26 protein-coding genes and 3 pseudogenes are annotated in these 26,891 nt (G+C 41.6%); 22 read left to right on the top strand and 7 right to left on the bottom strand.

The features are described from left to right. Window positions 1–27: 27 nt before the first annotated feature. The 3 genes from IM479_RS23005 to IM479_RS06830 form a co-directional block, all read right to left on the bottom strand. On the bottom strand, window positions 28–213 hold the full coding sequence (locus tag IM479_RS23005; RefSeq protein WP_502845716.1) for a hypothetical protein: 186 nt from the start codon (window positions 211–213) through the stop codon (window positions 28–30). Window positions 214–330: 117 nt separating this feature from the next. Next, window positions 331–2,799, bottom strand: coding sequence for an ATP-dependent DNA helicase RecG (recG, locus tag IM479_RS06835; protein WP_287685228.1), 2,469 nt, complete (start codon window positions 2,797–2,799; stop codon window positions 331–333). A gap of 67 nt (window positions 2,800–2,866) precedes the next feature. After that, window positions 2,867–3,760 carry a hypothetical protein gene (locus IM479_RS06830; RefSeq protein WP_287675493.1) on the bottom strand — a complete coding sequence of 298 codons (894 nt, stop codon included), beginning with the start codon at window positions 3,758–3,760 and terminating at the stop codon, window positions 2,867–2,869. Between the two features lie 271 nt (window positions 3,761–4,031). On the opposite strand from IM479_RS06830, the gene IM479_RS06825 reads away from it, so the two are divergent. The 4 genes from IM479_RS06825 (at window position 4,032) to hypB (ending at window position 7,366) form a co-directional block, all read left to right on the top strand. Further along, on the top strand, window positions 4,032–4,889 hold the full coding sequence (locus tag IM479_RS06825) for an Rpn family recombination-promoting nuclease/putative transposase (protein ID WP_287685227.1): 858 nt from the start codon (window positions 4,032–4,034) through the stop codon (window positions 4,887–4,889). Between the two features lie 105 nt (window positions 4,890–4,994). Next, window positions 4,995–6,065, top strand: a complete 1,071-nt coding sequence (hypE, locus tag IM479_RS06820; RefSeq protein WP_287685226.1) for a hydrogenase expression/formation protein HypE — start codon at window positions 4,995–4,997, stop codon at window positions 6,063–6,065. Between the two features lie 153 nt (window positions 6,066–6,218). Next, window positions 6,219–6,563 carry a hydrogenase maturation nickel metallochaperone HypA/HybF gene (locus IM479_RS06815; protein ID WP_286824232.1) on the top strand — a complete coding sequence of 115 codons (345 nt, stop codon included), beginning with the start codon at window positions 6,219–6,221 and terminating at the stop codon, window positions 6,561–6,563. After that, on the top strand, window positions 6,554–7,366 hold the full coding sequence (gene hypB, locus IM479_RS06810; protein WP_286824233.1) for a hydrogenase nickel incorporation protein HypB: 813 nt from the start codon (window positions 6,554–6,556) through the stop codon (window positions 7,364–7,366). The genes IM479_RS06815 and hypB overlap by 10 nt, the downstream gene beginning before the upstream one ends. A gap of 172 nt (window positions 7,367–7,538) precedes the next feature. On the opposite strand, the gene IM479_RS06805 is transcribed toward hypB, so the two are convergent. Continuing rightward, window positions 7,539–9,671 carry a PD-(D/E)XK nuclease family protein gene (locus IM479_RS06805; protein ID WP_287685225.1) on the bottom strand — a complete coding sequence of 711 codons (2,133 nt, stop codon included), beginning with the start codon at window positions 9,669–9,671 and terminating at the stop codon, window positions 7,539–7,541. Between the two features lie 77 nt (window positions 9,672–9,748). On the opposite strand from IM479_RS06805, the gene IM479_RS06800 reads away from it, so the two are divergent. Then, window positions 9,749–11,086: a proton extrusion protein PcxA gene (locus IM479_RS06800; RefSeq protein ID WP_287685224.1), complete on the top strand. Its 1,338-nt coding sequence runs from the start codon at window positions 9,749–9,751 to the stop codon at window positions 11,084–11,086. Between the two features lie 35 nt (window positions 11,087–11,121). On the opposite strand, the gene IM479_RS06795 is transcribed toward IM479_RS06800, so the two are convergent. Then, window positions 11,122–11,916, bottom strand: a complete 795-nt coding sequence (locus tag IM479_RS06795) for an Rpn family recombination-promoting nuclease/putative transposase (protein WP_287685223.1) — start codon at window positions 11,914–11,916, stop codon at window positions 11,122–11,124. Window positions 11,917–11,952: 36 nt separating this feature from the next. Further along, window positions 11,953–13,260, bottom strand: coding sequence for a hemolysin family protein (locus IM479_RS06790; protein ID WP_287685222.1), 1,308 nt, complete (start codon window positions 13,258–13,260; stop codon window positions 11,953–11,955). 269 nt (window positions 13,261–13,529) lie between these two features. On the opposite strand from IM479_RS06790, the gene IM479_RS06785 reads away from it, so the two are divergent. After that, entirely contained in the window at window positions 13,530–15,014 is a 1,485-nt protein-coding gene (locus IM479_RS06785; RefSeq protein WP_287685221.1) for a polysaccharide deacetylase family protein, read from the top strand. 276 nt (window positions 15,015–15,290) lie between these two features. Continuing rightward, window positions 15,291–15,489 (top strand): annotated as a pseudogene (locus IM479_RS06780) (hypothetical protein). On the opposite strand, the gene IM479_RS06775 reads toward IM479_RS06780, so the two are convergent. Continuing rightward, complete coding sequence (locus IM479_RS06775) at window positions 15,472–16,242, bottom strand: segregation/condensation protein A (protein ID WP_287685220.1); 771 nt, start codon at window positions 16,240–16,242, stop codon at window positions 15,472–15,474. The pseudogene IM479_RS06780 and the gene IM479_RS06775 sit on opposite strands and share 18 nt — an antisense overlap. Before the next feature lie 51 nt (window positions 16,243–16,293). Here IM479_RS06775 and pdxH point away from each other — a divergent pair, with 51 nt between their 5' ends. The 15 genes and pseudogenes from pdxH to IM479_RS06695 form a co-directional block, all read left to right on the top strand. After that, the gene (pdxH, locus tag IM479_RS06770; protein ID WP_287675500.1) at window positions 16,294–16,938 is read left to right on the top strand and encodes a pyridoxamine 5'-phosphate oxidase; all 645 of its coding nucleotides are present in this window, start codon (window positions 16,294–16,296) and stop codon (window positions 16,936–16,938) included. Between the two features lie 234 nt (window positions 16,939–17,172). Then, a complete protein-coding gene (locus IM479_RS06765; protein ID WP_287685219.1) occupies window positions 17,173–17,475 on the top strand; it encodes a trypco2 family protein in 303 nt (100 codons plus the stop codon). Window positions 17,476–17,568: 93 nt separating this feature from the next. Next, entirely contained in the window at window positions 17,569–22,260 is a 4,692-nt protein-coding gene (locus IM479_RS06760; protein WP_287685218.1) for an NB-ARC domain-containing protein, read from the top strand. A 67-nt stretch (window positions 22,261–22,327) separates the two neighbouring features. Further along, the gene (locus IM479_RS06755) at window positions 22,328–22,576 is read left to right on the top strand and encodes a type II toxin-antitoxin system Phd/YefM family antitoxin (protein ID WP_002739617.1); all 249 of its coding nucleotides are present in this window, start codon (window positions 22,328–22,330) and stop codon (window positions 22,574–22,576) included. Further along, on the top strand, window positions 22,569–22,838 hold the full coding sequence (locus tag IM479_RS06750) for a type II toxin-antitoxin system RelE family toxin (RefSeq protein ID WP_002739840.1): 270 nt from the start codon (window positions 22,569–22,571) through the stop codon (window positions 22,836–22,838). The genes IM479_RS06755 and IM479_RS06750 overlap by 8 nt, the downstream gene beginning before the upstream one ends. Before the next feature lie 82 nt (window positions 22,839–22,920). Continuing rightward, window positions 22,921–23,211, top strand: coding sequence for a UPF0175 family protein (locus IM479_RS06745; RefSeq protein ID WP_002770431.1), 291 nt, complete (start codon window positions 22,921–22,923; stop codon window positions 23,209–23,211). Further along, window positions 23,195–23,689: pseudogene (locus IM479_RS22550) on the top strand (PIN domain-containing protein). The gene IM479_RS06745 and the pseudogene IM479_RS22550 overlap by 17 nt, the downstream one beginning before the upstream one ends. A 27-nt stretch (window positions 23,690–23,716) precedes the next feature. Next, window positions 23,717–23,938 carry a hypothetical protein gene (locus IM479_RS06730; protein WP_002780145.1) on the top strand — a complete coding sequence of 74 codons (222 nt, stop codon included), beginning with the start codon at window positions 23,717–23,719 and terminating at the stop codon, window positions 23,936–23,938. A 50-nt stretch (window positions 23,939–23,988) separates the two neighbouring features. After that, window positions 23,989–24,318, top strand: coding sequence for a type II toxin-antitoxin system VapC family toxin (locus IM479_RS06725; protein WP_306438774.1), 330 nt, complete (start codon window positions 23,989–23,991; stop codon window positions 24,316–24,318). Between the two features lie 309 nt (window positions 24,319–24,627). Next, a complete protein-coding gene (locus tag IM479_RS06720) occupies window positions 24,628–24,948 on the top strand; it encodes a DUF4258 domain-containing protein (RefSeq protein ID WP_287685216.1) in 321 nt (106 codons plus the stop codon). Next, window positions 24,936–25,157: a DUF2283 domain-containing protein gene (locus IM479_RS06715; RefSeq protein ID WP_287685215.1), complete on the top strand. Its 222-nt coding sequence runs from the start codon at window positions 24,936–24,938 to the stop codon at window positions 25,155–25,157. The genes IM479_RS06720 and IM479_RS06715 overlap by 13 nt, the downstream gene beginning before the upstream one ends. Before the next feature lie 19 nt (window positions 25,158–25,176). Then, window positions 25,177–25,371: a type II toxin-antitoxin system HicB family antitoxin gene (locus IM479_RS06710; RefSeq protein WP_287685214.1), complete on the top strand. Its 195-nt coding sequence runs from the start codon at window positions 25,177–25,179 to the stop codon at window positions 25,369–25,371. 2 nt (window positions 25,372–25,373) lie between these two features. Then, on the top strand, window positions 25,374–25,586 hold the full coding sequence (locus IM479_RS06705; protein ID WP_287685213.1) for a type II toxin-antitoxin system HicA family toxin: 213 nt from the start codon (window positions 25,374–25,376) through the stop codon (window positions 25,584–25,586). Between the two features lie 226 nt (window positions 25,587–25,812). Then, complete coding sequence (locus tag IM479_RS06700; RefSeq protein ID WP_287685212.1) at window positions 25,813–26,463, top strand: DUF3782 domain-containing protein; 651 nt, start codon at window positions 25,813–25,815, stop codon at window positions 26,461–26,463. A gap of 111 nt (window positions 26,464–26,574) precedes the next feature. Further along, a pseudogene (locus IM479_RS06695) lies at window positions 26,575–26,891 on the top strand (DUF3782 domain-containing protein); the annotation flags it as partial.

The following is a 26,891-nucleotide window of genomic DNA, read 5'->3' as shown; positions in this document are numbered from 1 at the left end:
TAATAAATATTGGCAGAAGATTAAAGATTAGTTATTGTGACTAACTCTTTTGATTAGAAAAAGATAAACTTGAGAATTTTCGGTCAAATTTATTGACTCAAAATCAGCTGTACTTAATTTAAATGAATCAACCCTAGGGGTTTGGGGGGTAGAACCCCCCAAAGGCTTGGATTGAGTGATAAAATCGGAAGTAATACTAAATCCGTTGAGTATGGGCTACATATCAAGAGAGGCACTCATGCAAAACGGAGAATAAATAATCAGTTTTTAATAACTGGATTTAGTATTACTGATCACTGTTTACTGATTACTGATCACTGAACATCTAAATCAAGTTAAAATATCCGCTCCCAACATCCGTTGATATTTAGCTTCTAAGGCTTGTTTCAAATTGGGCAAAGTGATTAAATGGGGATCATCTAACATAATTTTTTCGGCGGCATCTCTTGCCAAAACTAACACCTCTTGATCCTCGACTAAACTAGCGAGGGCAAAATCTGGTAAACCCGATTGTCGTTGTCCTAAAACTTCCCCCGGACCGCGAAATCGCATATCCATTTCCGAGATAAAAAAGCCGTCTTGGGATTGTTCCAAAACCGTTAATCTTTGACGGGAATTAGCACTATTACTGCCACTTAAAAGTAAACAGTAGGATTGATGGGAGCCTCTGCCCACGCGCCCCCGTAATTGATGCAATTGTGACAGGCCAAAACGTTCGGCATTTTCAATTAACATCACCGTGGCATTGGGAACATCAACCCCCACTTCGATAACTGTAGTTGAGACGATAATTTGCAGAATATTATCGCGAAAAGCTGTTAAGATTTCCTCTTTTTCGGCGGAACTCATGCGACCATGGAGTAACCCGATATTAAAATTAGGAAAAATCTTTTCTGATAAATTTTGATATTCTTCCACCGCAGCTCTAACATCTAATTTTTCCGATTCTTCAATCAAGGGAAAAATCACATAAGCTTGTCTGCCTTGGGCAATTTCACGGCGAATTAAATCATAGGCAGCCCTTCTTTGATTCCCATTTAAAGCGGTGGTTTGAATCGGTTGTCTGCCGGGGGGTAATTCGTCAATTTGACTCACATCCAAATCCCCATGCAGGGTTAAAGCTAAAGTACGGGGAATCGGTGTTGCTGTCATGGTTAAAACGTGGGCAGACTCTCCTTTGCTTAATAATCTTGCCCTTTGTTGTACCCCAAAGCGATGCTGTTCATCAATAACAACTAACCCCAACTTGCGGAAATTAACTGCATCTTGAATTAGGGCATGAGTTCCCACTAAAAGTGGTAATTCTCCTGTCTCTAATTGGGCGTGAATTTCTCGCCGTTTAGCGGTTTTTGTGGAACCAGTTAATAATTCTATGGGTAAATGTAAGAGATTAAACCAGCTAACTAACTTACGATAATGTTGTTCCGCTAAAACTTCCGTGGGAGCCATTAATGCCGCTTGATAACCGGATTGTAGGGCTGCTAAAATAGCATAAACTCCGACAATTGTTTTGCCAGAACCCACATCCCCCTGCACGAGACGATTCATCGGGGTGCTAGAATCTAAATCCTCTAAAATTTCCTCAATAACTCGTTTTTGAGCATTAGTCAATTGAAAGGGAATTATCTGATTAAATCGATCAATTAGTTGACCCTTAGCACTAAAAACAGCACTTTTCTGTGTCTGACGATACTGTTGCCGCCGCCGCAGAAAACCCAATTGTAAAAAGAAGAATTCATCAAAGACTAATCGCCGTCGCGCTTGACTGAGAATCTCGGCATTATTGGGGAAATGAATGTTAGTAATTGCTGTTTTTAAATCGATTAATCCGTATTGTTTTCTTAGACCGAAAGGCAAGGGATCTTTTATCGCCTCTACTGCCCCAAAAGCGGCGACTACAGCCTTTCTAATTAGGTCGGCGGGTACTCCATCGGTGAGGGGATAAACCGGCAGAATACGCCCGATTTTTAAGGACTCAATACTTGCCCCAGAACTGTCTAATAATTCAAATTCAGGATTTTCTAAAGTTAACCCATATTTTCCCGCTTTGACTAAACCACTAACCGCCACCACCGAACCCACCAGATAGAGTTTTTTTTGTCCTTCTTGCCAAGCACGATTAGTATAGCGAGTTCCCGCATAAAAACGGTTTAATTTTATCTGTCCAGTGCGATCCTGTAAGAGCAATTCAAAGATAGCTAACTTGGTATTTTTGGGGCTAGTAAAACAATTACAGCGCTTGACATTCCCCACTAAAGTTACCGTTTCCCCCTCGGTTAAATTAGCGATATTGACTTGACGACTGTAATCAATATGATCCCGGGGATAATAATATAATAAATCTTCAACTTTGTGGAGGTTTAATTTTTCTAAAAGACCAGCTTTTCTCTCTCCCACTTCCGCTAGATATTTCAAGGGTTGTTCGAGGGTAACTTGCCGTGGAGAAATAGCCTTTGCCGTGATGGGAGTGGTATTAATAATTTTCGCCGCAGCTGGTTCTTTTGGGGTGGGGGTTGCTTCTAAAGTTTGCCGTAATTGTTGCAAAAAATTGCGAGTTTCGGTGACTAATTGTTGTCTTTGTCTGGGATTAAACTGGGAATATTGGGCAAATTTTTGGGCTAATTCTCGCCAGCGATTTCTCTCACTGGTGGAAATTCCCACGGGAGGATTATCCCCGAAACTAAGACAGAAAAACTCGCTAAAACGGTACTGATTTCCCTGAAGATCGGGATAACCTTTTTCCGCTTCTACAGATAAGGCTTTTTGTAATCTCACCCAGTCGGGTATTTCCCCTTTCATAATTGTCTCTTGACTCCAAATTTCCCGGTATTATGCTTCCCTGATACCTCTGTTTGATCATAACTGATTAATCGTACCAACTACTGCGCCATGCCGCTTCCGCTTGAGCGATAGTATATTCTTTGCGAATACGATGATATTGTTCCCCTAGACGATTTAATTGTTCCCAAAGGGAGCGAATTTGATTTCTTTCGACACTTAAGCGCGTATCAGCAAATTCGAGTTCAGCCATTCGTAGATGAATCGCCGTTACTTTAGTGACTTTGCCACTTGAAAAATCATGATCATCCCCATCATCTTCATCTTCATCTTTTTCTTCCTCTGGTTCAGGGTTTTTAGCTTCCACTAGAATGTTTAACATATTATTTCCTCCCCCTAGGGATTGTCCTTCTTCTCCCGCTTGAATTGCCATATCGATAATTTGACTGGGTAGATGAGGGGGAAGAATATAAGCTTTTTGTAGTTGCTGATTAATTTGTTTAGAGAGATGATTGAGAATCTCGATACAGTTTTTTTCCAGCACTCGACAACAATAAAGTAAAATATCGGGGTTATTAATCTCTCCAGCTGCGGCTAGATTTTCCCGTTTGTCTAGAAAAAGTTTCAAGAAATCTGGGGTGTTAACTGTCTCTGCTGGACTTTTAGAGAATCCTACCCCTGAAAATGCCCCTCGATCGAAGCTCTGCTCGCCCAATTGCTGTAAACTGGCTTTAGCCTCTTGTCCTAGAGCTTTGATCTCCTCTTGTAGTTTCTGACGATTGCTGTGGGAGAGGGCCAGAAATTCCCCCCCATAGTAACGGGTACATATATAATACACTGCCCCGATCGCCTGTTTATAGAGAGATTCACCGAGTAAATCAAGATAAATTCGGTATTTTTCTCGCATTCTTTCGGCTAAATTTGCCACTTCCGTTTCTATGTTCTTTAAATCTTGTTGTAGCTTGTTCAGTCTTCCAGTCATAGAAATTTTACCGAGGGAGAAGTTAGCGATCGGCGAATTCTATTATAGCGACTCATTGTCAGCTATAGCGCCCTGACCAGGGGGCGATGTTCAGACTCGATCATTTATCGGTTATTTTAGGTATTAGCTTTTAGCATTGGTTTGGCAAAGATAACTGCTATAATGAAAATGATTAGCAGGAAAACTCTCTATCTACATGGTAAGATAAAGTTAGTGGAATTGGGATAAAACAGCGAAAATTTTTTGCAGAGCTTACCACCACAAGTTCCCCATGAAAACCGACAGTATTTTTTATGATCTTTTTCAATCTTATCCGTCAATTTTCTTTGAATTAATCAACCTTGCCCCCAGAGAAGCAGAGAATTACCGCTTTGATTCCGTCGAAATTAAGCAACTAGCTTTTCGTATTGATGGCGTATTTTTGCCCAATATTACCGATCCTAGCATTCCTATTTATTTCTGCGAGGTGCAATTTCAAGATGATCAGAATTTTTATGGCCGTTTCTTTGCTGAAATCTTCTTATATCTCAGTAAAACTGCTTTTAACAATGATTGGCACGGGGTGGTCATTTATCCCCATCGTCGGGTAGAATCAGATCAGGTTGTACGTTACCAAGACTTATTGACATCTGGGAGAGTGACGCGAATATATTTAGATGAACTAGATGATATTAATCAAGATTCCCTCGGTATTGCCACTATAAAATTAATTATTGCTAAAGAAAATCAAGCAGTGGCAACAGCCAAACAACTTATTGAACGAGTGCGAACTGAATTTACCCAACCGCAAAACCTCCTACAATTAATAGAAACGATCCTTATCTATAAATTACCACGTCTAAGTCGCCGGGAGATAGAAGCCATGTTTAGTTTAGATGAACTGAAACAAACCCGTTATTTTCAAGACGTTCGAGAAGAAGGTAAACTGGAAGGTAAACTGGAAGGTAAACTGGAAGGTAAACTGGAAGGTAAACTGGAAGGTAAACTGGAAGGTAAACTGGAAGGTAAACTGGAAGGTAAACTGGAATCTGTGCCGCGTTTATTGGCTTTAGGTTTAACTGTAGAACAAATTGCTCAAGCTTTGGACTTAACTGTAGAAAAAGTGCGAGAAATACCAGAAACCCATTAAGATAATCTAGCAGTAGGCTATGACAGCATTTCTCCTCAGGATAAAGTGTAACCTAATTTGGTATCGACCACCGACTACCCAAAACGAAAACTTCCTACCTCACCTATGACTAGCACTCCTTCAGCTTCTTTAAAATTTAAAAAACACAAAATTACCGACACAAATATCACTCTCTCCCATGGCAGTGGTGGCAAAGCAATGCGGGATTTAATTAATGAGATATTCGTTAATAACTTTGATAATAACTTACTGGCAACCCTTGAAGATCAAGCCCGATTTGAGATTAAAGATTTGGCTAAAATAGGCGATCGCTTGGCATTTACCACCGATTCCTATGTGGTTTCTCCCCTATTCTTTCCGGGGGGTGATATTGGCAGTTTAGCAGTCAATGGAACCGTTAATGATTTGGCTGTCGGTGGGGCAATTCCTCTCTATCTCAGTTGTAGTTTTATCCTCGAAGAAGGTTTATCTATCGACACCCTAAAAACCATCGTTACCAGCATGAAAATAGCCGCCGACAAAGCAGCGGTAAAAATCGTCACCGGGGATACAAAAGTCGTTCCCAGGGGACAAGGGGATCAAATATTTATTAATACCTCTGGAGTCGGAGTAATTCCGGCCCGAATCAATTCCAGTGCCAATAATTTACAAGTTGGCGATCGCATTTTGATTAACGGTTTTCTGGGGGATCACGGCACCGCCATTCTGATGGCCAGGGGCGAATTAGACCTGCAATGCACAATCGAAAGCGATTGTCAAGCTCTGAATTCTTTAATTTCTGCAATTCTGGCAGTTTGCCCGGAAGTTAAAGCGATGCGGGATGCCACTAGAGGCGGATTAGCCACAGTTTTAAACGAATTCGCCCAAAGTTCAGGGGTGGGAATACAAGTACAGGAAACGGCGATCCCCATCCGGGAAGAAGTGCGAGGAATGTGCGAATTATTGGGCTTAGAACCGCTTTATCTGGCAAATGAGGGCAAATTAGTCCTTGTCGTGCCTCCGGAGGCGGAAAATCGCGTTTTAGCAGTGATGCGTTCCCATCCTGACGGTAAAAATGCCGCTTGTATCGGGGAAGTCGTCGCTTCTCCCCCCAATTTAGTTTACTTAAAAACCGCTTTCGGCACTAAAAGGATTCTCGATATGTTAGTCGGTGAACAATTACCGAGAATATGTTAATTAGACAGGAGACAGTTTTAAAGGAAAAAGTGAAAACTAAAAAAACAGATAGTTGGGGTTTTGGGGTTTTGGGGTTTTAGTTGAAATTTCCCTGCTCCCTTCTCCCTGTTTCCTGTTCCCTGTTCCCTGATAACTGATAACTGATAACTGAAAATGCACGAACTAGGAATTACCCAAAATATTATTGAACTTGCTTTAGAACACTCGCGAGGAATGAAAGTTAAGCGCGTGGTGTTAGAGATTGGTAAACTAACGGCAATTATGCCAGAATCGATCGCTTTTTGTTTTGATACCTGTTGTCAAGGTACTAATATAGAGGGGGCAATGTTAGAGATTCTAGAAATTTCTGGTTTAGGACAGTGCCAAGATTGCGGAAATGAGCTAGAACTAGAATATCCCTACGGAATCTGCGATCGATGTAGTAGTCGCAATATAGTCATTTTACAGGGTCAAGAATTAAATCTCAAATCGTTGGAGACAGAATCCTTATGTGTGTAACCTGTGGTTGTTCTGATAACTCGGAAGTGATGGTAACTAATCCGCAAACAGGGACCCATGAACATATTTTAGCCGATGGTACTGTTATTAGCCATAGCCATCACGATCACGAGCATGAGCATCCCCATCATCCTGCGGAAATTCACGCTCAAATTCATGGTAGCATTCTCCAAGTTGAGCAAAATCTGCTGGCAAAAAATAATCTGTTAGCGGCACAAAATCGCGGTTGGTTGAAGGGGAGAAAAACTGTTGCCCTTAATCTAGTTTCTTCCCCCGGTTCGGGAAAAACTACCCTTTTAACTCGCACAATTGCCGATTTAAAAACCGCTATTCCTATCAGTGTCATTGAGGGAGATCAAGCAACAGCTAATGATGCCCAAAAAATTAGTGAAACCGGTTGTCAGGTTATCCAAATTAATACCGGAACAGGTTGTCATTTAGAAGCATCAATGGTAGAGAGAGGATTAATCGAACTCGATCCACCGATGAATTCTTTAGTCATGATCGAAAATGTCGGTAATCTAGTTTGTCCTGCTTTATTTGATTTGGGAGAAAATGCCAAAGTCGTCATTCTTTCCGTCACCGAAGGAGAAGATAAACCGATTAAATATCCCTATATGTTCCACGCTTCTCAAGTCATGATCTTGACAAAAATAGACCTACTGCCCTACGTTAATTTTAACCTCGATCGCTGTTTAGATTACGCCTATCAAGTTAATCCCAATCTGAAAGTTTTTCAAGTTTCCGCTACCACTGGAGAAGGTTTAGATGCTTGGTACGGTTGGTTAAAATCGCTGGTTTAAGTTAGCTTAATAAAATTAGAGATTCGTTCAAAATCTATCCTACAGAATCAATAAAGTGGAATACTTCTACTCACTTGTCTACAGGCGATTTTGTCAAAAAAAGTAAAGAAATGTGTGCATGACTCCTTATGGATCGGCACTAGATACTTGCTAAAGTTTCAATCCCGATAATTCAAGTAATACTATAATCATATTCTTTTGCCGCTTGTACTAAGGATAAAAGTTGTCCGGTTTGATCGGTTCCCGATACTCCTAAATCACTGTGACAGAGGATAACTTTTTCGCTTACCCGTGCCAATAAATCCCTTAAAACTCTCTGTAAACGTGCCTGATTTTCCTCTAATTCTGCTTCTGTTGTCCAGCGTTGATATGGACTTTCTCGCCAAAAAATCGGCGCAGCAAAAAGAGTAGCAGCACCTCCTTGTTCCCAGAGTGGGGAGGAACAATCTAGCCAAAAATGCCAACGATGACTAGAACGAAAAGAACGATATTGAAAGATATTGCCTAGGGTGACTGCTGAGGAAGATTTAATAAATTGTCGCACGGGATAGGGATTAGCAGTAATTGTGCCACGGCGCAAAAGTTGGATAAACTGACTAATAGTTTCGCTGGGACTTTGAAAACAGGGTTCACTCTCACGCAAACGGCGATCGATCTCCCAAAAATGTTGGGCAGTTTCCATTAATTCTCGTAAAGCTGCCAAGTGATCGAAGGGCAAATTTTCCCCATCGTTTAATAATTGTTCGATCGCTTGATTTAAGACAAAAATCGGGAAAAGTTTCGCTTCCTGCTGCCGTTTTTTCATCCCTTCGATCCAGTGACAAATTCTTTCGTAGGCAGTACAAGCTTTTTGTCCTAAGCGATCCCAACGGGGAAAAGTTTCGAGCGCTAATAAACGAGGATTTTCCGGATGCACTTGATAACAATGATCGGCAATTAATCCGGCGCGGATTGGATCGATATCGGGAATTAAATTCTCTTCTTCATCCCAGCAATAACGGCTAAAAATCACCAGCATTTCCGCTATGGCCTCTTGGGGGGCTAAACGCCCCAAATTTGCGTAAACAAGGGCGAGAAGGGTCAATAATGCCCGAATCAGAGGACAACTGATCAGGGGTCGTTGTTCGTTGAGGGGTTGAACGGGTATCCCGGCACCGGTTAAAATTTCCATCAGGCTATAACGGGCGATTTCGTCTAAACCGGGGGCAATAACGGCGATTTCTTCGGATTTTACCTCTCCTTGCTTGACTGCTTGAATAATAGCTGTGGCTGTCTTCCGTAACAATTCGGCGCGAGAGGTGGTTTGCAGGGAGATGAATTGATCGGGAAGATTGCCAAGATAGTTACCGTCGCTGATTAAGGAGAGAACCGTCTCGCTAAACTGAGCAGCTAACCCGTCGGTGGTAGATAATGGCATAATTTGACAGCGTGCCGCTAATTTTTGTAGATAATCGGGATCGGCAGTTAATCCTAAGCGAATTTTTCCCTGGGGATTGTAGGTAAAAACGCTAAAACAATCATGATCGAGGAAAAAACTGAGTAAATCCTTGGCAATAGCCGGATAATCGTCCACATCGTCCGCAAAAACTCCCCGGAAGCGTTTTAATAGTTGCTGCTGATAACGACTATCAGGAAATAAATAGCGCCAATAGAGTTCGTAGATGATACCATAACTTAATAAACCACGTTCTAGAGACCAATCACGCCATTGAATGATTAATTCTCCCACTTTTTCTGGTGTTTCCTGCTCATTAATCGCTAAAACTCGTTTTAAATCTGTTTCTGATAATCCGTCGGCTAATCTTTCGGGTATCTTTTCTGCGGGAACACCACTAGCGCCGGCTAATTGTAACAAATCGAGAACTTGACGGACAAAACGATATTCATTTATGCTAGTAAGCTGGAAGAATTCAGCGATCGCTGGTTGCCAGAGACGGGTGGCGAGTTCCTGTTCCGTTTCTGGGCGTAATCGGCGGGGAAATTGCGCTTTTAGCCCTAAAGACTCGAAAATTAACGGCCAAAACAGGATGACTTCATCGGTGAGAAAACCTAAAGGGGTTTTGCAGAGAATCGGATAGCTACCCCTAACAGCAAGGGCTAATTGATCGGCTAATTCCCGTTTGTTATCATCGTTGGCAGCGAAAACTAAGACCGTTTGGGAAAGGTGCGATGATTTCGATCGATCGAGATACAATGAATCCTGGGACTGACGTTGAGAAACAACCCAGCGCCGAAATTCCCCGACTAAAGCGGTGGTTTTTCCCGATCGAGTCCCACCTTCGATCCAAATTGGTATGATTGACATCGTTTTTTCTCGATTGTATTTGTTAAGATGACTGATCGGTACTCTAGCTTTTTTCCTTGTGGAAGTAATTGTTTCCTATGAATCTTAATCGGATTTTGCAAGGTGTTAATCAATGGTTATTACAAACTCCTGAACGTTCTTTAGATGAGGCTTATCATGCAGCTTTGAAGATTAAGGAGATAGAAGACAAGCATTTTCAAGGGCGAAAAGTGGCAGCGGAGTTCTCGAATTATGGCAGTACCACTAATTCCTATTTTATCGCAGAAGTTAAAGGTTATCTGCAAAAAATTAAAGTCAGATTGACGGAGTTTAAAGCCAGTCGCTCGATCGTTAATACCTTCGGACCAAATCAACCGACAATTAATAATGGGGTGATTACTGTCACCACAGATGTTTGTCTGAAAAAACTTCAGTTTATCGATAGTGTTATCGGAAAATATCAAGGTAATTATTGGCAAGAATATCTTGAAGATGGTCCCAAAAGTCTCCAGAACAGAAATTTTGAGCAGGAAACAGCCAAAAATAAGACTTCCAGAAATCGCTCTTTTTTAGCGGCGGGTAGTATTGAAGATGAGGAAATGATCAAAAGCAATAAATCCCAAAAAGCTACGGAAAAACCGGGAGTTTTACCCCGTTCTTTTGTCAATACTTTTAATCGCATTAAGCAGGAAATCGATCCCCAAGCGGAGGAATCGGAGGAGGCAGTTTTAAAAAGATTTCGCAATTCTCGTTATAAAACAGCCATTTCTCTCAAGTTTATTTTACTGTTAATTATTGTTCCTTTATTAACCCAGCAATTAACCAAAACTTTCCTGATCACCCCCTTGGTTAATAAATATTTCCAACAACAGGAACAGTTTATTTTTATCAATCAGGATTTAGAAGAAGAAGCTTTTTCGGAATTGAGAAGATTTGAGGAAGCTTTACATTTTCGAGGTATGATTGGTTTAGCACCCAAATTATCTAACGAAGAAATCGAGGGAGAAATTACTAAAAAAGCAGCGGTACTAAGTGAAGAATTTCGCCAACGAGGTTTAAACGCAATCGCTAATATTTTCGCCGATATTTGTTCCCTGATTGCCTTTGGTTTTGTTATCGCTTTTAGTCGTCGGGAAATCGAGATTGTCAAGTCTTTTCTTGATGGCATTCTCTATAATCTTAGCGATTCAGCTAAAGCTTTTTTAATTATTCTCTTTACCGATATATTTGTCGGTTTCCACTCTCCCCACGGTTGGGAAGTCATCCTAGAAGGGTTAAGTCGTCATTTCGGTTTACCGGAAAATCGCGAGTTTAATTTTCTCTTTATCGCCACTTTTCCCGTTATCTTGGATACAGTCTTAAAATATTGGATTTTCCGTTATCTCAATCGCATTTCTCCCTCGGCAGTGGCTACCTATCGTAATATGAATGAATAGGGTAAAATCAGGGAGAAACTTGATAATTTACCCTGCTAATTTGGGGGGGATAATTTGGCCGCTGTCTCTTGTACTTTGGTAAGTTCTAACTGCAAAGCAGTGGCAATCTGTTCTATACTTAAACCTAAAGCTAGTAAACTGGCGATCGCTTCAGTTTTAGCTTCTTCACGACCTTCTTCTTTAGCTTCTTGATAAAGTCGAGTTTGTCTGAGATCATCTAATCCGAACATAGCTTCTAACTCCGAGCGACTAAGATTAGTAAATTTATAGGCCAGGGTTCTTTCAATTAATTCTACAACTTTTTGCTGGAAAACTAGATCATCAATTTCAGCGATCGCTTTTTCTAAAAGTGGTTTTCCTCGTTGCTGTGCTAATTGGGGTGTAGCGACAATTAACTGAATAATTCCTAAACCCAGAGACGGAGCCAGATTATCGATTAATTCATCTAAATAAATACGTCTGATCTGTCCCGTTATCTCAAATCCCCGCAGTTGATAGGGAAAGTTATTATCCAGATCCCTGGAGGCAAATAAAGCTACAGCTATCCAATCCTGAACGGGTTTATACTGATTGAGATAGATGACAATTTCTGTTAAAAATCGCCAATAAAAATCACTTTTATCCTGAAATTGCACTTCAACAAAGTAAATAATTAGTTCCGGTGCTGCTGTGGTTGGTAAAAAAATACCGTCAAAACGACGCGCTAATTCTTTGATTTCTCGCGAGGAAAATTGATAATTTTCAGCTTTCTGGGTTGATTCTCCCAGTAATTCAAAAATTAACCCCGGAAAGGTTTGCAAGAGTTGATAAAAAATTGTATCGGTCTTCACAAGCTTGAAAAAATCTAGATGTTTACTAACAATTACTTACAAATCATCCAACAATAGCGTGACTAACACCTTATCGACACGATTACCGTCCATATCCACCACTTCCAAGCGCAACCTTTGCCATTCAAAATGAGCGGCAGCCCCCGGAATCCTACCAAGATAGGTAATAATAAAACCACCTAAAGTGTGATAATTGCCCTGTTTTTCCCCCGGTAATTCACTGATTTCAAATAATTCTTTAAAATCTTCGATCGCCACTGTACCATCGATCAACCAAGAACCATCTTCCCGCTGCACGATCTGAGCATCTTCAATATCATCTAATTGGGGTAAATCGCCGACAATTGCCTCTAAAATATCCTTGCGCGTCACCAATCCTTGAATCACACCGTACTCATCCACTACCAAGGCAATATGATGACCACTTTGCTGCACCAATTCTAACACCTTTAAACCCCTAGTGCTTTCTGGCACAAAAAGCGGCTGTTGTAAATCCTTCGTCAGGTCGAAACTTTCACCGGTTAAACAATCTGCCAATAAGTCTGTGACTTCGATTACCCCCAAAACCTCATCTAAACTGCCCTGACACACAGGAAAACGGTTATGATTGCTCTCAATTAGCTTCTGGCGGTTAATTTCGGCACTATCTTCCAAATCTAGCCAAATAATATCTGGGCGCGTGGTCATAATCTGACTTACTCGGCGATCGCCCAATCCTAACACCCTTTCCACCATATCCTGTTCTGCTTCCTCAAAGGTTCCCGCTTCGGTTCCCTGTTTAAGCATAATTTTCAATTCTTCTTCCGTAATGGGGGAATCATTATTATTAGCGCTAATCCCCAACAAACTGAGAATCAGATTAGTCGATTGACTCAAAAGATGGACAACGGGCGAAACAATTTTCGATAGCTTATCGAGAGGATCTGCCACGAGGATAGCGATTTTTTCGGGATTACTTAAACCTAACCGTTTCGGCACTAATTCCCCCACCACTAGGGATAGATAGGTAATAATTAACACCACTAATCCTAATCCCAAAGCTTGACTGTAGGGGGCTAAAACGGGAACTTGCGCCAATAATTGCGCCACACTGACCGATAAATTGGCTCCTCCGTAGGCCCCGGCAAAGATTCCCACTAGGGTAATGCCAATCTGCACCGTCGATAAAATTTGATTGGGATCATTGGCCAATTTTAAGGCCATCGCCGCCCTTCGATCATCTCTGGCTAATTGTTCTAAACGGACTTTGCGCGCCGAGACAATGGCAATTTCCGAGAGGGCAAAGACTCCATTGAGGAGGATGAGGAAGAGTATAACAAGAATTTCGGTAGTCGCCGAGAACATGGTTAAAAGTTACAGGTAAAAGGGCGGATAGTTGTTTGGATCATAGTGCGAGGATCGGTTAAGTTCAGTAAAGAATCATCTTGATTTTTAACGAGTTACGAAGGCTTGTGTCTGGAGAGGGGGTACTCTCAGTATAAATGGGATAGGATAAAGTTCGCGCTCTTAGCTCAGTTAGCAGTGAACAGTCAAGAGTGACCTGTTGCCAGTAAAAAAAAGTTGTCCCTGGGAGAGTGGGGACAAACTATCTCAATCTATTCGCCTGAAAAATTATGATCGCTACACCCGTATCATCGAAATCGAACGCTATCACGGAAATCCGCCCCGGACTACCGACTATTTGCGGTTGGGAACAGGAAATCGCGGCGATTGTTAATCACGATGATCCGATCTTTTTACCGACAACAAATCTCAACTTAGACAATATTCAGGCTGGTTTTGCCTGTGCCTTGCATATGCACCAACCCACCATCCCCGCGGGTGTTAACGGTGAATTAATCTGCAATCTCCAGCATATGTTCGAAAATCAGGGGGATGGTGATAACCATAATGCCAGTGTTTTTGCCTGGTGTTACAGTCGCATGGGCGATTTTGTCCCAGAATTGGTGGCGGAAGGCTGTAATCCCCGGATTATGCTCGATTATTCCGGCAATCTCCTCTGGGGTTTGGTACAGATGGGACGGCAGGATATCCTCGATAAACTCAAATTAATCACCTGTAACAGTCAATATCAACCCTATGTGGAATGGTTGGGGACGATGTGGAGTCATGCGGTGGCTCCTTCCACACCGATTCCCGATCTAAAATTGCAGATGCAAGCATGGCAAACCTATTTTGCCTCGATTTTTGGCCCAGATGCCCTGAAACGAGTCAAAGGGTTCTCTCCCCCGGAAATGCACCTTCCTAACCATCCCGATACCCTCTACGAGTATATTAAAGCCCTGAAAGAATGCGGCTATCGTTGGTTATTGGTACAGGAACACTCGGTGGAAAATCTCGACGGTTCGGGATTGAGTCAGGAACAAAAATATATTCCTAATCGCTTGCTGGCGCGCAATTCTCGGGGTGAAGTGATTGCGATTACTGCTTTGATTAAAACCCAGGGTTCCGACACCAAATTAGTCGCCCAAATGCAACCCTACCACGAGGCCAAATGCCGCAGTAAACAGCAAATCGGCGGCGTTTGGGTTCCTTCCCTAGGTTCCCAGATTGCCGACGGTGAAAATGGTGGCGTGATGATGAATGAATTTCCTCGCGATTTTCCCAATCCTTGGCGGGAAATGCAAGGGGGTTCCACTGTGGCAGGATTTAACGGCACGGAATATCTGGAGTTAATCGAGGCCGCTGGCGTTAATCCCCAAGATTATCCCCCAATTCAAGCCGTACACCAGCATAAAATCTGGCAGGGAGTTAATTCGGATGCCGCTACCCCTGAAGCAGTGGAACAGGCGATCGCTGAGTTAAAACAGTCCGACCACCGTTTTACCATGGATGGGGCATCTTGGACAAATGATCTCAGTTGGGTGCGCGGTTACGAAAATGTCCTCGAACCGATGAACCAATTAAGCGCTAAATTCCACGAGAAATATGCTCCTTTAGTACAGGCGGATCCTAGCTTCACCCGACGACCGGATTATCTGGAGGCACTGCTTTATAATTTGCTCGTGCAAACCAGTTGTTTCCGTTATTGGGGCCAGGGTACTTGGACCGATTATGCCCGCACTTTGTACGAAAGAGGCGCAGCCTTAACTCGCTAAGATAGTAAGGTATCTAGGGCGCAGAATCTGCGCCCTAGATAGTACAAATATATTAGTAGAGTATGTTCGCCGATGAAGTAACTTAGGCTGAAAAAGTTGACAAATATTTAATGTTAATCTCTCTTTTGTCAAATTAGGAAAACTCTTGGCCTTTTCTCGTTCTCAACCTCTTATAGTAAATCTGGTTATTAAAAACTGATTATTTATTCTCCCTTTTGCATGAGGGCCTCTCCTCATAAGTAGCCTATACTCAACGGATTTAGTATTGTAAAGGGTTTGCGGCAAAAAGTTTCTTGTGGAGACAGGGTGTGGGGTTTTACCAGTTTTGAGGTGGCCAATTACCTAATTTTCAGAGAAAAAGTACCTGAATTTTCCCCCCCCCGATCACTCCCAGAACCGGTACTTTTTGATTGCCAAAAGGTCTAAAAGTCTTACCCAACAAGGTTTTAAGATTTATTCAGCTAACCCTAATTAAAGAAATACTCAAATCCTGATAAAAATCCTCTTGTTTTAATTCCACTTTTGATTGAGAAGCCAGTAAAAGTAAAGCCCAAAAAATCGCCACCTTTTCCTGTGTTGCCGAGTGACTAGAGGGCTTTTCTGCTTGCCATAAATCTAATAAATACTCAAACTCTATCTCCTTTTTCTCTAATTGAAAAAACTTTCTCTGCAAAAAAAAGTCCAGTTCCGCCGCCAATTCCGTCAGGTTTTCTTGGTGGGCTAATTCCGTGATAATTTGTACCGCTTCCCGTCGGGATTGGGGACGGGGTTTCGGGACAACTACAGGCAGTTTCGGTAAAGCTTCAATCTCTAGGGCAATCTGTTGTAATTGAGTGATTAACTCCTGCAAAGTTACCCGTCTTTTTCGCGGTGGTGGGGCGGCAGTACGACGGCGAATATGATTTTCTAGATAACGGGGTAAAGTTCTTAATTCCCGTTCTAACTCGCTAATTTCCTCATCAATCAGATTTTCTTCTTGCTGGTCTAAAGACAATCTTTCTAGGGTATCAGCCTTAAATAAAACTAACATGGAAGCCCATAAAAAAGCCTGTCCCGATTGGGGTAAATTAGCCTGGGCCATGGCTAAATCTAGATCATTTAATAACCCCAATTCTGCCAAAAAGCGATCGATCACATCGATAACCTGCACATCCCAGGGGTCAATCTCTCCCTGTTCCGCCATTTCTAAAAGAGAGGCGATCGCATCACTGGCCGAGGTGATAGTCATGATTGTAGAATCTTGTAGGATCTCAAAGGATAGAATTTAGCAAGCAAAACCATGGACATATCGATCGCTGACCTGCGCTTGGACTACAATCTTGAAGAATTGCTAGAGTCAGAAACATCTGCCGATCCTTTCATTGTATTTAAACAATGGCTAGAACGGGCGGTATCTTCGGGAAGATTGGAACCCAACGCGATGACTTTAGCTACTATTTCCCCGGAGGGTAAACCCCGGGCCCGCATGGTATTGTTGAAAGACTTCGATCCTCGCGGTTTTGTTCTCTTTACCAACTACCACAGCGCCAAAGGACAGGAATTAATCGCTAATCCCAATGCGGCCCTAGTGTTTTGGTGGGGAGAATTGCAACGGCAAATTAGGATTGAGGGAACTGTAGAAAAAATCAGCGAGGAGGAATCGGATAATTACTTTTTTGTCCGTCCCTGGGAATCTCGTTTAGGGGCCTGGGCCTCCCATCAAAGTGAAGTGATTTCTGGGCGGGATATCCTCGAAAAACGCCTGGCAGAACTAAAAGAAGAATATGCTGGTCGTGAAGTTCCCCGTCCTCCTCATTGGGGCGGTTTTCGCCTAATTCCTAGTTTAATCGAGTTCTGGCAAGGTCGCCCCAGTCGTCTCCACGATCGTCTCTGTTATTATCGTCAAGAAGATGGCAGTTGGCAAAGGCAACGTTTAGCCCCTTAGTTTGATCTTGACACCTTGTATTGGCAAAATAGCTCGATGCTAATTCAATTTGTCATTTTAGTCTTGAGATAATATTAGGTCGATGTCTTTTCCCAACCCGCACTTACATTAGCGATCGGGTTGGGCTATTATGCCATTTGTAGAAAGGCAATCCGTCCGCCCTAAAGTTTCAGAAAAACGATAGAATTGGAAGGGTTTTTGTTTGCATCCTTCAAAAATAACTAGAGAATTAATATGGCCATCAATAAAGTTGGACTTCGGGAAACCTTAGAAGCATTGCGGGTTGAACTGAGTAAATCTATCTTAGCCGCTGAGGGTGAGCAGATTCGCTTTGAAGTGGGTGAAATTGAATTAGAGGTTCAATTTGTGGTTGAGCAGTCGAAAGAAGGCAAAGGTGGGCTGAAATTTTGGGTAGTAGAAATGGGTGGGGGTGTCACCAATAAAGATACGATAACCCATAGAATTAAAATTCCCCTTAAACCCTTTGGGAAAGATGGAAAACCTGTATTGACAGGAAGTGATGATATTCCCGATTAGAATTTTATACCCGTAGGGGCGCAAGCATTGCGCCCAAAGCATCAAATGAGATAAAATTGTTAGCAGATGCAATTAACCTGTAAATTTCATTAAATGCCCCAATTCCAACCCGATCGCGCTTTAGAAATTGTTGCCCCTAAATACGGCACTGCCTATCGAATTGGGGGACGTTTACTCTTGACTTGTCGGCATCTATTTGATAATAGTAACAACTGTAAAGTACGATTTAGATCAGCATCAAACTATTCTGATAAGCAGGATATAGACGCTAAAGTAATTTGGAAAGCACCGGATAATATAGATATAGCTTTAGTTGAATTACCAGAAACTATCGAAACTTGTGATCCTGTAGGTTTTGGGGTGTTACCTGATGCGAGTAGCACCCAAAAAGTTAAATTTGACTGTTTGGGCTTTCCTCTATTTTTACGGTATGCTGAAGATGATAAAAAATACGCCACAGGGTTACATATTGAGGGAATTATTGATGTAGCAAATCGCGCACCTAACAATCGTTTAGTCTTAAATATTAAAGATAGTCCAGATATTCAACCCACAGATAAACAATTAGAAAGATTAGAAGAAAATCAGTCACCTTGGCAAGGAACGTCAGGGTCAGCAATTGTTTGTTATGGGTTAGTAATAGGGGTACAATCAAGACATCCTATTAGAGATCGTCCGGCATCTTTAGAGGCTGAATCTTTGGCTAGGGTTTATGACAATCCCGAATGGCGTGAGATTTTAGAAAAACATGATATTGACCCTGAACCTAAACCCGTTATTTCAGTTAATCTTAACACTCGTTCCTATCGAAATCAAGCCCCTCTTAAACCGAGTTATTTTGTGGAACGTCCAGAGGTTAGTATTAAATTAAAGGAACTTTTGTTATCAGAAGAAACGGCTAAAACAGGAACCTTAGTGATTAGTGCAATTTATGGTTTAGGAGGTATTGGTAAATCGACTTTAGCGGCTGCATTGGCACAGGATCAAGCGGTTCAAGCTTATTTTCCTGATGGTATTTTCTGGGCAACTTTAGGTCAACAACCGGATATTTTATCCTTTTTGTATGGGTGGATACAAGCGTTAGGGGATTATGACTTTAAGCCCATGAGTGTTGATGCAGCATCCTTACAATTGAGGACTTTATTAGCAGATAAAAAAGCTTTATTAGTGGTAGATGACCTCTGGAATGTAGGAGATATTGAACCTTTTCAAATAGCAGGAAATAACTGTAAGTTATTAGTTACCACTAGGGAAGTTCCCGTTAAAGGAGCAACTCCTTATAATTTGGATGTGATGACGGAAACACAATCTTTAGCGTTATTAACGGGTTATTTAAGGCATGAATTAATCCAAGAAGAACGTAAACAAGCCAAAATATTAGCCAAAATTGTCGGTTATTTACCTTTAGCATTGGAGTTGACGGCAGCACAAGTTAAAGATGGGATTACTTGGGATGAGTTACTAGAAGATTTACAGGCAGAAATCGCTTATTTAGAAATATTAGATCGAGCCGATGCAGAAGATACCCCCCATGAGGAAAAGCGAAAACATTATAGTTTAATTGCCTCGTTTAATCTCAGTCTAAAACGGTTAAAATCGGCAAGATTGCGACAATTTATCTGGTTAGGGGTCTTACCAGATGATGTGACGATTACAGAAAAGATGGCGGCGACTTTATGGGATTGTCAGGTTAAAGAAGCTAGGGAAACTTTAAGATATTTACGCGGTAAGGCTTTATTATTAACAGGGGTTTCCAGTGAGCAAATTACTAATTATCGGGTGCATGATTTGTTACATGATTTAGCCCGAAATCTGCTGCAAGCGTCTTCTCATCCTCAAGCAGATTATCAATTGCCGGGGTTAGGGTTATCAATAACTGAGGCACATCAACAGCTTTTAAGTCGGTATCAAAAACAGATTAAGAGATCCCCCCTAACCCCCCTTTTTAAGGGGGGAAATGAGGTTAAAGTCCCTCTTTCTAAGGGGGGAAATGAGGTCAAAGTCCCCCTTAGTAAGGGGGATTTAGGGGGATCAAACTGGCACAGTTTAGAGGATGATGGCTACATTTATAATCATTTGCTCGGGCATTTGGAAAAGGCGCAACAGATAGCCCAGATTCATCTATTACTGAGGGAAGAAACCGCAGAAGGTCATAATGGCTGGTATAGTCAGTGTGAAAAGGAAGGGAAAACTGCTGTTTTTATCAAGGATATTGCTAGGGCGTGGCAGTTGGCAGAGGAGCATTTTATTGAGAATCCTACTAAGTCTATTGGGTTACAGGTTCGTTATGCTTTGATTACGACTTCTCTTAATAGTTTGGCGGGCAATATTCCAGCAGAATTAATGGCTTTACTGATTCAGCATGAAATCTGGACACCAGCGCAGGGATTAGCTTATGTGAGGCAAAATCAAGATGATGAGAAGCGAGCCGCAGGATTAAGGTTAATTACTCCCTATCTTCCCCCCACTTTATTACCCGAAGCCTTAGCAGTTGCCAAAGCCATTGGGGATGAAGACTACCGTGCAGAGGCATTGACAGGGTTAGCTCCCTATTTACCAGAAATCTTATCCGAAGCCTTAGAAATTGCCAGGGGGATTGGGGATGAACGCTATCGTGCAGAGGCATTGACAGGGTTAGCGCCCCATTTACCAGAAGTGTTACCCGAAGCCTTAGAAGTTGTCAGAGCGATTGGAAAGGAAAAATACCGTGCAAAGGCATTGACGGGGTTAGCTCCCCACCTACCAGAAAGTTTATTACCCGAATCCTTAAAATTTGCCAGAGCGATTAGGGATGAATACTACTGTGCAGAGGCATTGACAGGGTTAGCTCCCCACTTACCAGAAAGTTTATTACCCGAATCCTTAAAAGTTGCCAGAGCGATTAGGGATGAATACTACCGTGCAAAGGCATTGACAGGGTTAGCTCCCCACTTACCAGAAAGTTTATTACCCGAATCCTTAAAAGTTGCCAGAGCGATTAGGGATGAATACTACCGTGCAAAGGCATTGACAGGGTTAGCTCCATATTTGCCTAAAAGTTTATTACCCGAAGCCTTAGAGATTGCCAGAGCGATTGAGAATGAATACTGGCGTGCAAAGGCATTGACAGGGTTGGCTCACCATTTGCCTGAAGTGTTACCCGAAGTCTTAGAACTTGCCAGAGCCATTGGGGATAAATTCTACTATGCAGTGGTATTTGAAAGTTCGTTACCCGAAGCCATTGGGGATAAATACTCCCGTGCAGAGGCATTGAGAGGGTTAGCTACCCATTTCCCTGAAGTGTTACCCGAAGCCTTAAAAGTTGCCAGAGCCATTGGGGATAAGTCCGACCGTGCAGAGGTATTGAGAGGGTTAGCTACCCATTTCCCTGAAGTGTTACCCGAAGCCTTAGAGCTTGCCAGAGCCATTGGGGATACATACTACCGTGCAGAGGCATTGAGAGGGTTAGCTACCCATTTCCCTGAAGTGTTACCCGAAGCCTTAGAAATTGCCAGAGCGATTAGGGATAAGTCCGACCGTATAAAAGCATTGAGAGGGTTGGCTCACCATTTACCTAAAAGTTTGTTACCCGAAGCCTTAGAAGTTGCCAGAGCCATTGGGGATAAATACTACTACTACTATGGAGAGGCATTGAGAGGGTTAGCTCCCTATTTACCTGAAGTGTTACCCGAAGCCTTAGAACTTGCCAGAGCCATTTGGGAATGGGAATACTCCCGTGCAGAGGTATTGAGAGGGTTAGCTCCCTATTTACCTAAAAGTTTGTTACCCGAAGCCTTAGAAGTTGCCAGAGGGATTGAGAATGAAAACTCGCGTGCATGGCTATTGAGAGGGTTAGCTCCCTATTTACCTAAAAGTTTGTTACCCGAAGCCTTAGAAGTTGCCAGAGGGATTGAGAATAAATACTCCCGTGCAGAGGTATTGACAGGGTTAGCTCCCCACTTACCAGAAAGTTTATTACCCGAATCCTTAAAAGTTGCCAGAGCGATTAGGGATGAATACTACCGTGCAAAGGCATTGACAGGGTTGGCTCACCATTTGCCTGAAGTGTTACCCGAAGCCTTAGAAGTTGCCAGAGCGATTGGGTATGAATACCGCCGTGTAGAGGCATTGACAGGGTTGGCTCACCATTTGCCTGAAGTGTTACCCGAAGCCTTAGAAGTTGCCAGAGCGATTGGGTATGAATCCAACCGTGCATGGCTATTGACAGGGTTAGCTCCCTATTTACCTAAAAGTTTGTTACCCGAAGCCTTAGAAGTTGCCAGAGGGATTGAGAATAAATACTCCCGTGCAGAGGCATTGACAGGGTTAGCTCCCTATTTCCCTGAAGTGTTACCCGAAGCCTTAGAAGTTGCCAGAGCGATTAGGGATAAGTCCGACCGTATAAAAGCATTGAGAGGGTTGGCTCACCATTTGCCTGAAGTGTTACCCGAAGCCTTAGAAGTTGCCAGAGCCATTGGAGATGAAAAATACCGTGCAAGGGTATTGACAGAGTTAGCTCCCTATTTCCCGGAAAGTTTGTTACCCGAAGCCTTAGAAAGTGCCAAAGCGACTGGGGATGAAGACGAACGTACAGGGTTATTACGACGATTAACTAGGGGGTTAACCCCTGCCAATGTTGACCAATCCTTCTGGGAAAATACCCTTCATGCTTTGGGTACTCTCACTCGTCCTAATTTCCTCGAAACCATTCCCAACTTAGTCCCTTTAATCCTCCATTTTGGGGGGGAGGTCGCTTTAAGAGAAGTCTATCAAGCAATTAGAGAAGTCAGCCGCTGGTGGAAGTGATTGCCCTGTCAATAATTGCTATAATAGCTAAAATGGTCATAATGGCTAGTTTCTATAAAGGTTAGTTATGAAAACATTAGGAGCCTCAGAAGCAAAAAATCGCTTTGGCGAACTGTTAGACTTGGCTCGAAGAGAACCAGTAAAGATAGCAAAAAAGGGACGTAATGTTGCAGTCGTGCTGTCAATCGAGGAATTTGAGAGATTTTCCGAGTTAGAAAATCAACTTTTGGCTTTACAGGCAGAAAAAGCTCATCAAGAAGGTTTTATCGGAACAACAGAAAGTGAGGCTTTACTGTCAGAAATTTTAAATGCTTAAGATTAACCTATCTCGACAGGCAACTAAACGCTTAAAAAAACTGCCAGATAAACACGCCAAACAAGTAGCCACAAAAATAACCGAACTGAGAACAAATCCCTATCCCCAAGATTCTCTAAAGTTAAAAGGATACTCTTATCATAGAGCCGATATTGGTGAATATCGAATCGTTTATCGTGTTGAGGAGCAAACACTAGAAATCTTGCTGATTGACAAACGAAACGATGATGAAATTTATAAACAACTAAAGAGAACAATATAGAGAATCTTAATTATCAACCATCAATTAATTAGCGATATTATTCCTGCTAAAATCAAGAAAAACAAATTATTTTTAAACACTCATGAGCATTAATGTAACATTTCCCGAAGAACTCCTCATTGCTGCCAGAGAAGAAAAAGAAGCATTCTCTCGTAAAGTCATAATTTATACATTAGGACATCTTTATCAAGAAGGAAAAATTTCAGCAGGAATCGGCGCACAAGTATTAGGATGCGATAAATATACATTTTATACACTTCTCTCTGAGTATGGTTTTTCCATTATTGATTACACAGCAGAAGAATGGGAATCAGAAATACAAACCAGCCGTAAATTAGCCCAAAAAATCAAAGAGAATGAAGATAATTGTTAATTCTACACCGATCATCGCCTTATCTTTGATTAATCAATTAGATCTTCTTAATCAGCTATTTAATGAAGTGATTATTCCTTGGGCAGTTTATCAAGAAATTGTCATCGCTGGAGATAATAAACCGGGGGCAAAAGAACTCAAAAATGCCAATTAGATTCAAGTTGAAGAAGTTGCATCATCATCTCCTCTTGAACCGCTATTACTAGGATTAGATCGAGGAGAATTAGAAGTTATTCTCTTGGCAATTTCAATCAAACCAGACTGGGTAATTATAGATGAGAAATTAGCAAGAAGAGTTGCCAAAGCTATGGAATTACCCGTCAAAGGAACATTAGGAATTCTCTTGGTTGGTTTTTATGCAGGTTATCTATCTAAACAAGAAATTTTAGATTTATCACAACAGTTAGTTGATTATGTAATTCGTATTAGTTCTCCGATTCTTAATTGGCTAAAAACAGAATTAGACAATGATCATTAATACCAAATCAATACAAAATAAACTACCATGAAACAACTAATCGTACACATTCGTGACCAAGAAAAAGCAGAAACACTCTCTAAAATTTTAACCGCTTTAGATTTTGTTGACTCTGTAGAAATCATCGAAGATCAAACAACATTATCTGATAACGAGCAAGACTTCTTTGCCTTAGCAGGATTGTGGGAAGACAGGGATATTACCCCTAAATCTATCCGTGAAGCAGCATGGCGAGAAGAAAACCGATGATTTTATGTGACACCAATATCCTCATTTAATTCTATAAAAACAACCATAGAATTATCGAAGAGCTTCGCCATATTGGACTAAATCAACTAGCCATTAGTTCCATTACTCAAGCCGAATTATATTATGGAGCAATCAATAAAAATGAACTCAACAAAATCAAAAGACATCTCGGATTGCTACATACCTTTCCTGTAGATGTCGCAATATCCAATCAATTTATTAACTTAATGGAAACCTACTCCCTCAGTCACAAACTCAACATCCCTGACGCTATCATTGCCTCAACAGCATTAGTGCAGAATATTAAGCTATATACATTGAATTTGAGAGATTTTTGTTTTATTCAAGGCTTAGAACTCTATGATCTGTCAAATGAATAACCCATCAACGTTAGCATTTTCCAGCGTTCAGCGAACCAGTCATGAATTAGTCAAAAAATCAAAGAGAATGAAGATAATTGTTAATTCTATTCCCAACTTAGTCCCTTTAATCCTTCATTTTGGTGGATTGGTCGCCTTGAGAGAAGTGTATCAAGGCATTAAGGATGTCAGTCGCTGGTGGCGGTGATTCTCGTCCCACTAATTAGCCTCCGCCTTACCCAAGTGAATCAGCGATTGCAGAAATCCGATAAAATAGTGAAATTAGCCTATAACTCGCTTGGAACAAAAACTATTGGGAGAGGCAGAACCATGACTGATAATAATCTGCTCTTCGATGTTTTAACACCCCTTAATTGTACCATTCATGTCAGTGTTGCCTATTGGGAAATCATTACTCAGATCAAACATCCCATAATGAAAGGACAAGAAAAATTAGTCCAAGAAACCCTAAGTCAACCTGATGAAATTCGACGTAGTCGCAGTGATCCTGATGTGTATTTATTCTACAAACTTCAACGAGAAAAACGTTGGCTCTGTGCCATTATTCGTAAACTCAATGGAGACGGTTTCCTGATTACAACTTATCCCACTGATGCAATTAAAGAAGGAGAAATTTTATGGCAGAAGTAAATGTTTATTACGATCCGATGGGTAATACCCTCACCGTTTGGTTTGGCGATCGCCAAACAGAATATCTCTGTGAAGAAACAGGAGACGAAGTTATCTTAATGAAAAATAAGCAGGGTAAAGTTATCGGTTTTGAAAAACTTAATTACACAATTGCTGAAAACACCAACCTTAAAATTTCCCTAGAAACCGCGATTGCCATCGAAAGTTAAAATTACGGAGTAACTATTTATGCGCTATCAAGTTCGACTCAAACAAAGCGAAGAAGGTTATGCGATTTGGTGTCCTAATCTACCCGGATGCTGGTCACAGGGAGACACTGAAACAGAAGCCATCGAAAATATCAAAGAAGCAATACAAGACTATTTAGAGACAATTGAAGAATTAAACAAAGATGCTGAAATTCGTTATGTGGAAGTAGGGTAATTATGCCAAAATTACCGGGAATTAATCATCTAGGCGCTGTTAATGCCTTTGAAAAAGCAGGATTTCGCATCACTAGACAGAGGAAACATATCACCATGACGAATGGAGAACGTACTATCACCATTCCACGAGCAAATCCGATTAATGCTTATACAATGGCAGGGATTGTTAAAGAAGCAGGTTTAACTATCGAACAATTCTTAGAATTGCTCTAAAACTATTCCCAACTTAGTCCCTTTAATCCTTCATTTTGGTGGACTGGTCGCCTTAAGAAAAGTGTATCAAAGTATTAGGAATGTTAGTCGCTGGTGGCGGTGATTCTTGTTCTATGAATTAGCCTCCACCTTACCCAATTGAATCAGCAGTCTGCTCCCCAGTGCCTTCGGCAAGCGTGGCAATCCGATAAAATATTGAATAGGTGACATCAGGAAAAAATTATCTATGGCAACCACATCCGAAGACGTATGGCGACTCTTAGCCGAATTAGCGACTGCTCAAGCCGAATTAACTGCTGCTCAAAAAGAAACTGACAAACAACTCAAGGAAACTGACCTACTATTGAAGGAAGTCAGTCAACAACAGAAGGAAAACGCCCAACAAATCAAGGAAACTGACCGACAACAGCAGAAAACTGACAAACAACTCAAAGAACTGGGCAAACAAATTGGGGGACTTGGTGCAAAATTTGGCAGCTTTACCGAAGGACTTGCCCTTCCCTCAATGGAAACGATTCTCAGGCAACGCTTTGGTATGGAAGTTATCAGTCCCAGTGTGCGAGTCAGTAAAGATGGACAACACCTAGAAATTGATGTCCTTGCCTATACCAATGGTGAGCTAAATACCGCCTATATCGTTGAGGTTAAAAGTCATGCTAGACAGGAAGATATTACTCAATTAAAAAGTATTTTGCCACGGTTTCGCCGCTTTTTCTCTGAACACAAAGATAAAAAACTCTATGGCATATTAGCAGCGGTTGATTTATCCCCAGGATTACGGGAAAAAATTCTGCAAGAAGGGCTTTATGTGGCTCGGATTCATGACCAAGTATTTGAATTAGATATTCCCGATAATTTTCAACCTCGACTTTATTAAAAATTTAGATGTAATCGCTCTCTTCCCCAAAGGCAGAAACACTCTCTTCTTCATGAATCGGCAAAATTCAGTAAAATAGTAATAGACCAAATCAGAGAGAAAAAATTACAGATGGCAACTACATCAGAAGACGTATGGCGAATCCTAGCCGAATTAGCGACTGCTCAAGCCGAATTAACTGCTGCTCAAGCCGAATTAACTGCTGCTCAAAAAGAAACTGACAAACAACTCAAGGAAACTGACCTACTATTGAAGGAAGTCAGTCAACAACAGAAGGAAAACGCCCAACAACTCAAGGAAACTGACCGACAACAGCAGAAAACTGACAAACAACTCAAAGAACTGGGCAAACAAATTGGGGGACTTGGTGCAAAATTCGGCAGCTTTACCGAAGGACTTGCCCTTCCCTCAATGGAAACGATTCTCAG

Origin of the sequence: Microcystis sp. M165S2, assembly GCF_020245885.1 — a bacterium.
GTDB lineage: Bacteria > Cyanobacteriota > Cyanobacteriia > Cyanobacteriales > Microcystaceae > Microcystis.
The sequence above is the reverse complement of the archived record's forward strand: the minus strand, read 5'-3'. Positions and strand labels throughout refer to the sequence as shown.

What these genes read in the sequence shown, in the direction of transcription:
- recG (WP_287685228.1), bottom strand. Translation starts at nt 2,799, where the DNA reads ATGAAAGGGGAAATACCCGACTGGGTGAGATTACAAAAAGCCTTATCT.
- IM479_RS06830 (WP_287675493.1), bottom strand. Translation starts at nt 3,760, where the DNA reads ATGACTGGAAGACTGAACAAGCTACAACAAGATTTAAAGAACATAGAA.
- IM479_RS06825 (WP_287685227.1), top strand. Translation starts at nt 4,032, where the DNA reads ATGAAAACCGACAGTATTTTTTATGATCTTTTTCAATCTTATCCGTCA.
- hypE (WP_287685226.1), top strand. Translation starts at nt 4,995, where the DNA reads ATGACTAGCACTCCTTCAGCTTCTTTAAAATTTAAAAAACACAAAATT.
- IM479_RS06815 (WP_286824232.1), top strand. Translation starts at nt 6,219, where the DNA reads ATGCACGAACTAGGAATTACCCAAAATATTATTGAACTTGCTTTAGAA.
- hypB (WP_286824233.1), top strand. Translation starts at nt 6,554, where the DNA reads ATGTGTGTAACCTGTGGTTGTTCTGATAACTCGGAAGTGATGGTAACT.
- IM479_RS06805 (WP_287685225.1), bottom strand. Translation starts at nt 9,671, where the DNA reads ATGTCAATCATACCAATTTGGATCGAAGGTGGGACTCGATCGGGAAAA.
- IM479_RS06800 (WP_287685224.1), top strand. Translation starts at nt 9,749, where the DNA reads ATGAATCTTAATCGGATTTTGCAAGGTGTTAATCAATGGTTATTACAA.
- IM479_RS06790 (WP_287685222.1), bottom strand. Translation starts at nt 13,260, where the DNA reads ATGTTCTCGGCGACTACCGAAATTCTTGTTATACTCTTCCTCATCCTC.
- IM479_RS06785 (WP_287685221.1), top strand. Translation starts at nt 13,530, where the DNA reads ATGATCGCTACACCCGTATCATCGAAATCGAACGCTATCACGGAAATC.
- IM479_RS06775 (WP_287685220.1), bottom strand. Translation starts at nt 16,242, where the DNA reads ATGACTATCACCTCGGCCAGTGATGCGATCGCCTCTCTTTTAGAAATG.
- pdxH (WP_287675500.1), top strand. Translation starts at nt 16,294, where the DNA reads ATGGACATATCGATCGCTGACCTGCGCTTGGACTACAATCTTGAAGAA.
- IM479_RS06765 (WP_287685219.1), top strand. Translation starts at nt 17,173, where the DNA reads ATGGCCATCAATAAAGTTGGACTTCGGGAAACCTTAGAAGCATTGCGG.
- IM479_RS06760 (WP_287685218.1), top strand. Translation starts at nt 17,569, where the DNA reads ATGCCCCAATTCCAACCCGATCGCGCTTTAGAAATTGTTGCCCCTAAA.
- IM479_RS06755 (WP_002739617.1), top strand. Translation starts at nt 22,328, where the DNA reads ATGAAAACATTAGGAGCCTCAGAAGCAAAAAATCGCTTTGGCGAACTG.
- IM479_RS06750 (WP_002739840.1), top strand. Translation starts at nt 22,569, where the DNA reads ATGCTTAAGATTAACCTATCTCGACAGGCAACTAAACGCTTAAAAAAA.
- IM479_RS06745 (WP_002770431.1), top strand. Translation starts at nt 22,921, where the DNA reads ATGAGCATTAATGTAACATTTCCCGAAGAACTCCTCATTGCTGCCAGA.
- IM479_RS06730 (WP_002780145.1), top strand. Translation starts at nt 23,717, where the DNA reads ATGAAACAACTAATCGTACACATTCGTGACCAAGAAAAAGCAGAAACA.
- IM479_RS06720 (WP_287685216.1), top strand. Translation starts at nt 24,628, where the DNA reads ATGACTGATAATAATCTGCTCTTCGATGTTTTAACACCCCTTAATTGT.
- IM479_RS06715 (WP_287685215.1), top strand. Translation starts at nt 24,936, where the DNA reads ATGGCAGAAGTAAATGTTTATTACGATCCGATGGGTAATACCCTCACC.
- IM479_RS06710 (WP_287685214.1), top strand. Translation starts at nt 25,177, where the DNA reads ATGCGCTATCAAGTTCGACTCAAACAAAGCGAAGAAGGTTATGCGATT.
- IM479_RS06705 (WP_287685213.1), top strand. Translation starts at nt 25,374, where the DNA reads ATGCCAAAATTACCGGGAATTAATCATCTAGGCGCTGTTAATGCCTTT.
- IM479_RS06700 (WP_287685212.1), top strand. Translation starts at nt 25,813, where the DNA reads ATGGCAACCACATCCGAAGACGTATGGCGACTCTTAGCCGAATTAGCG.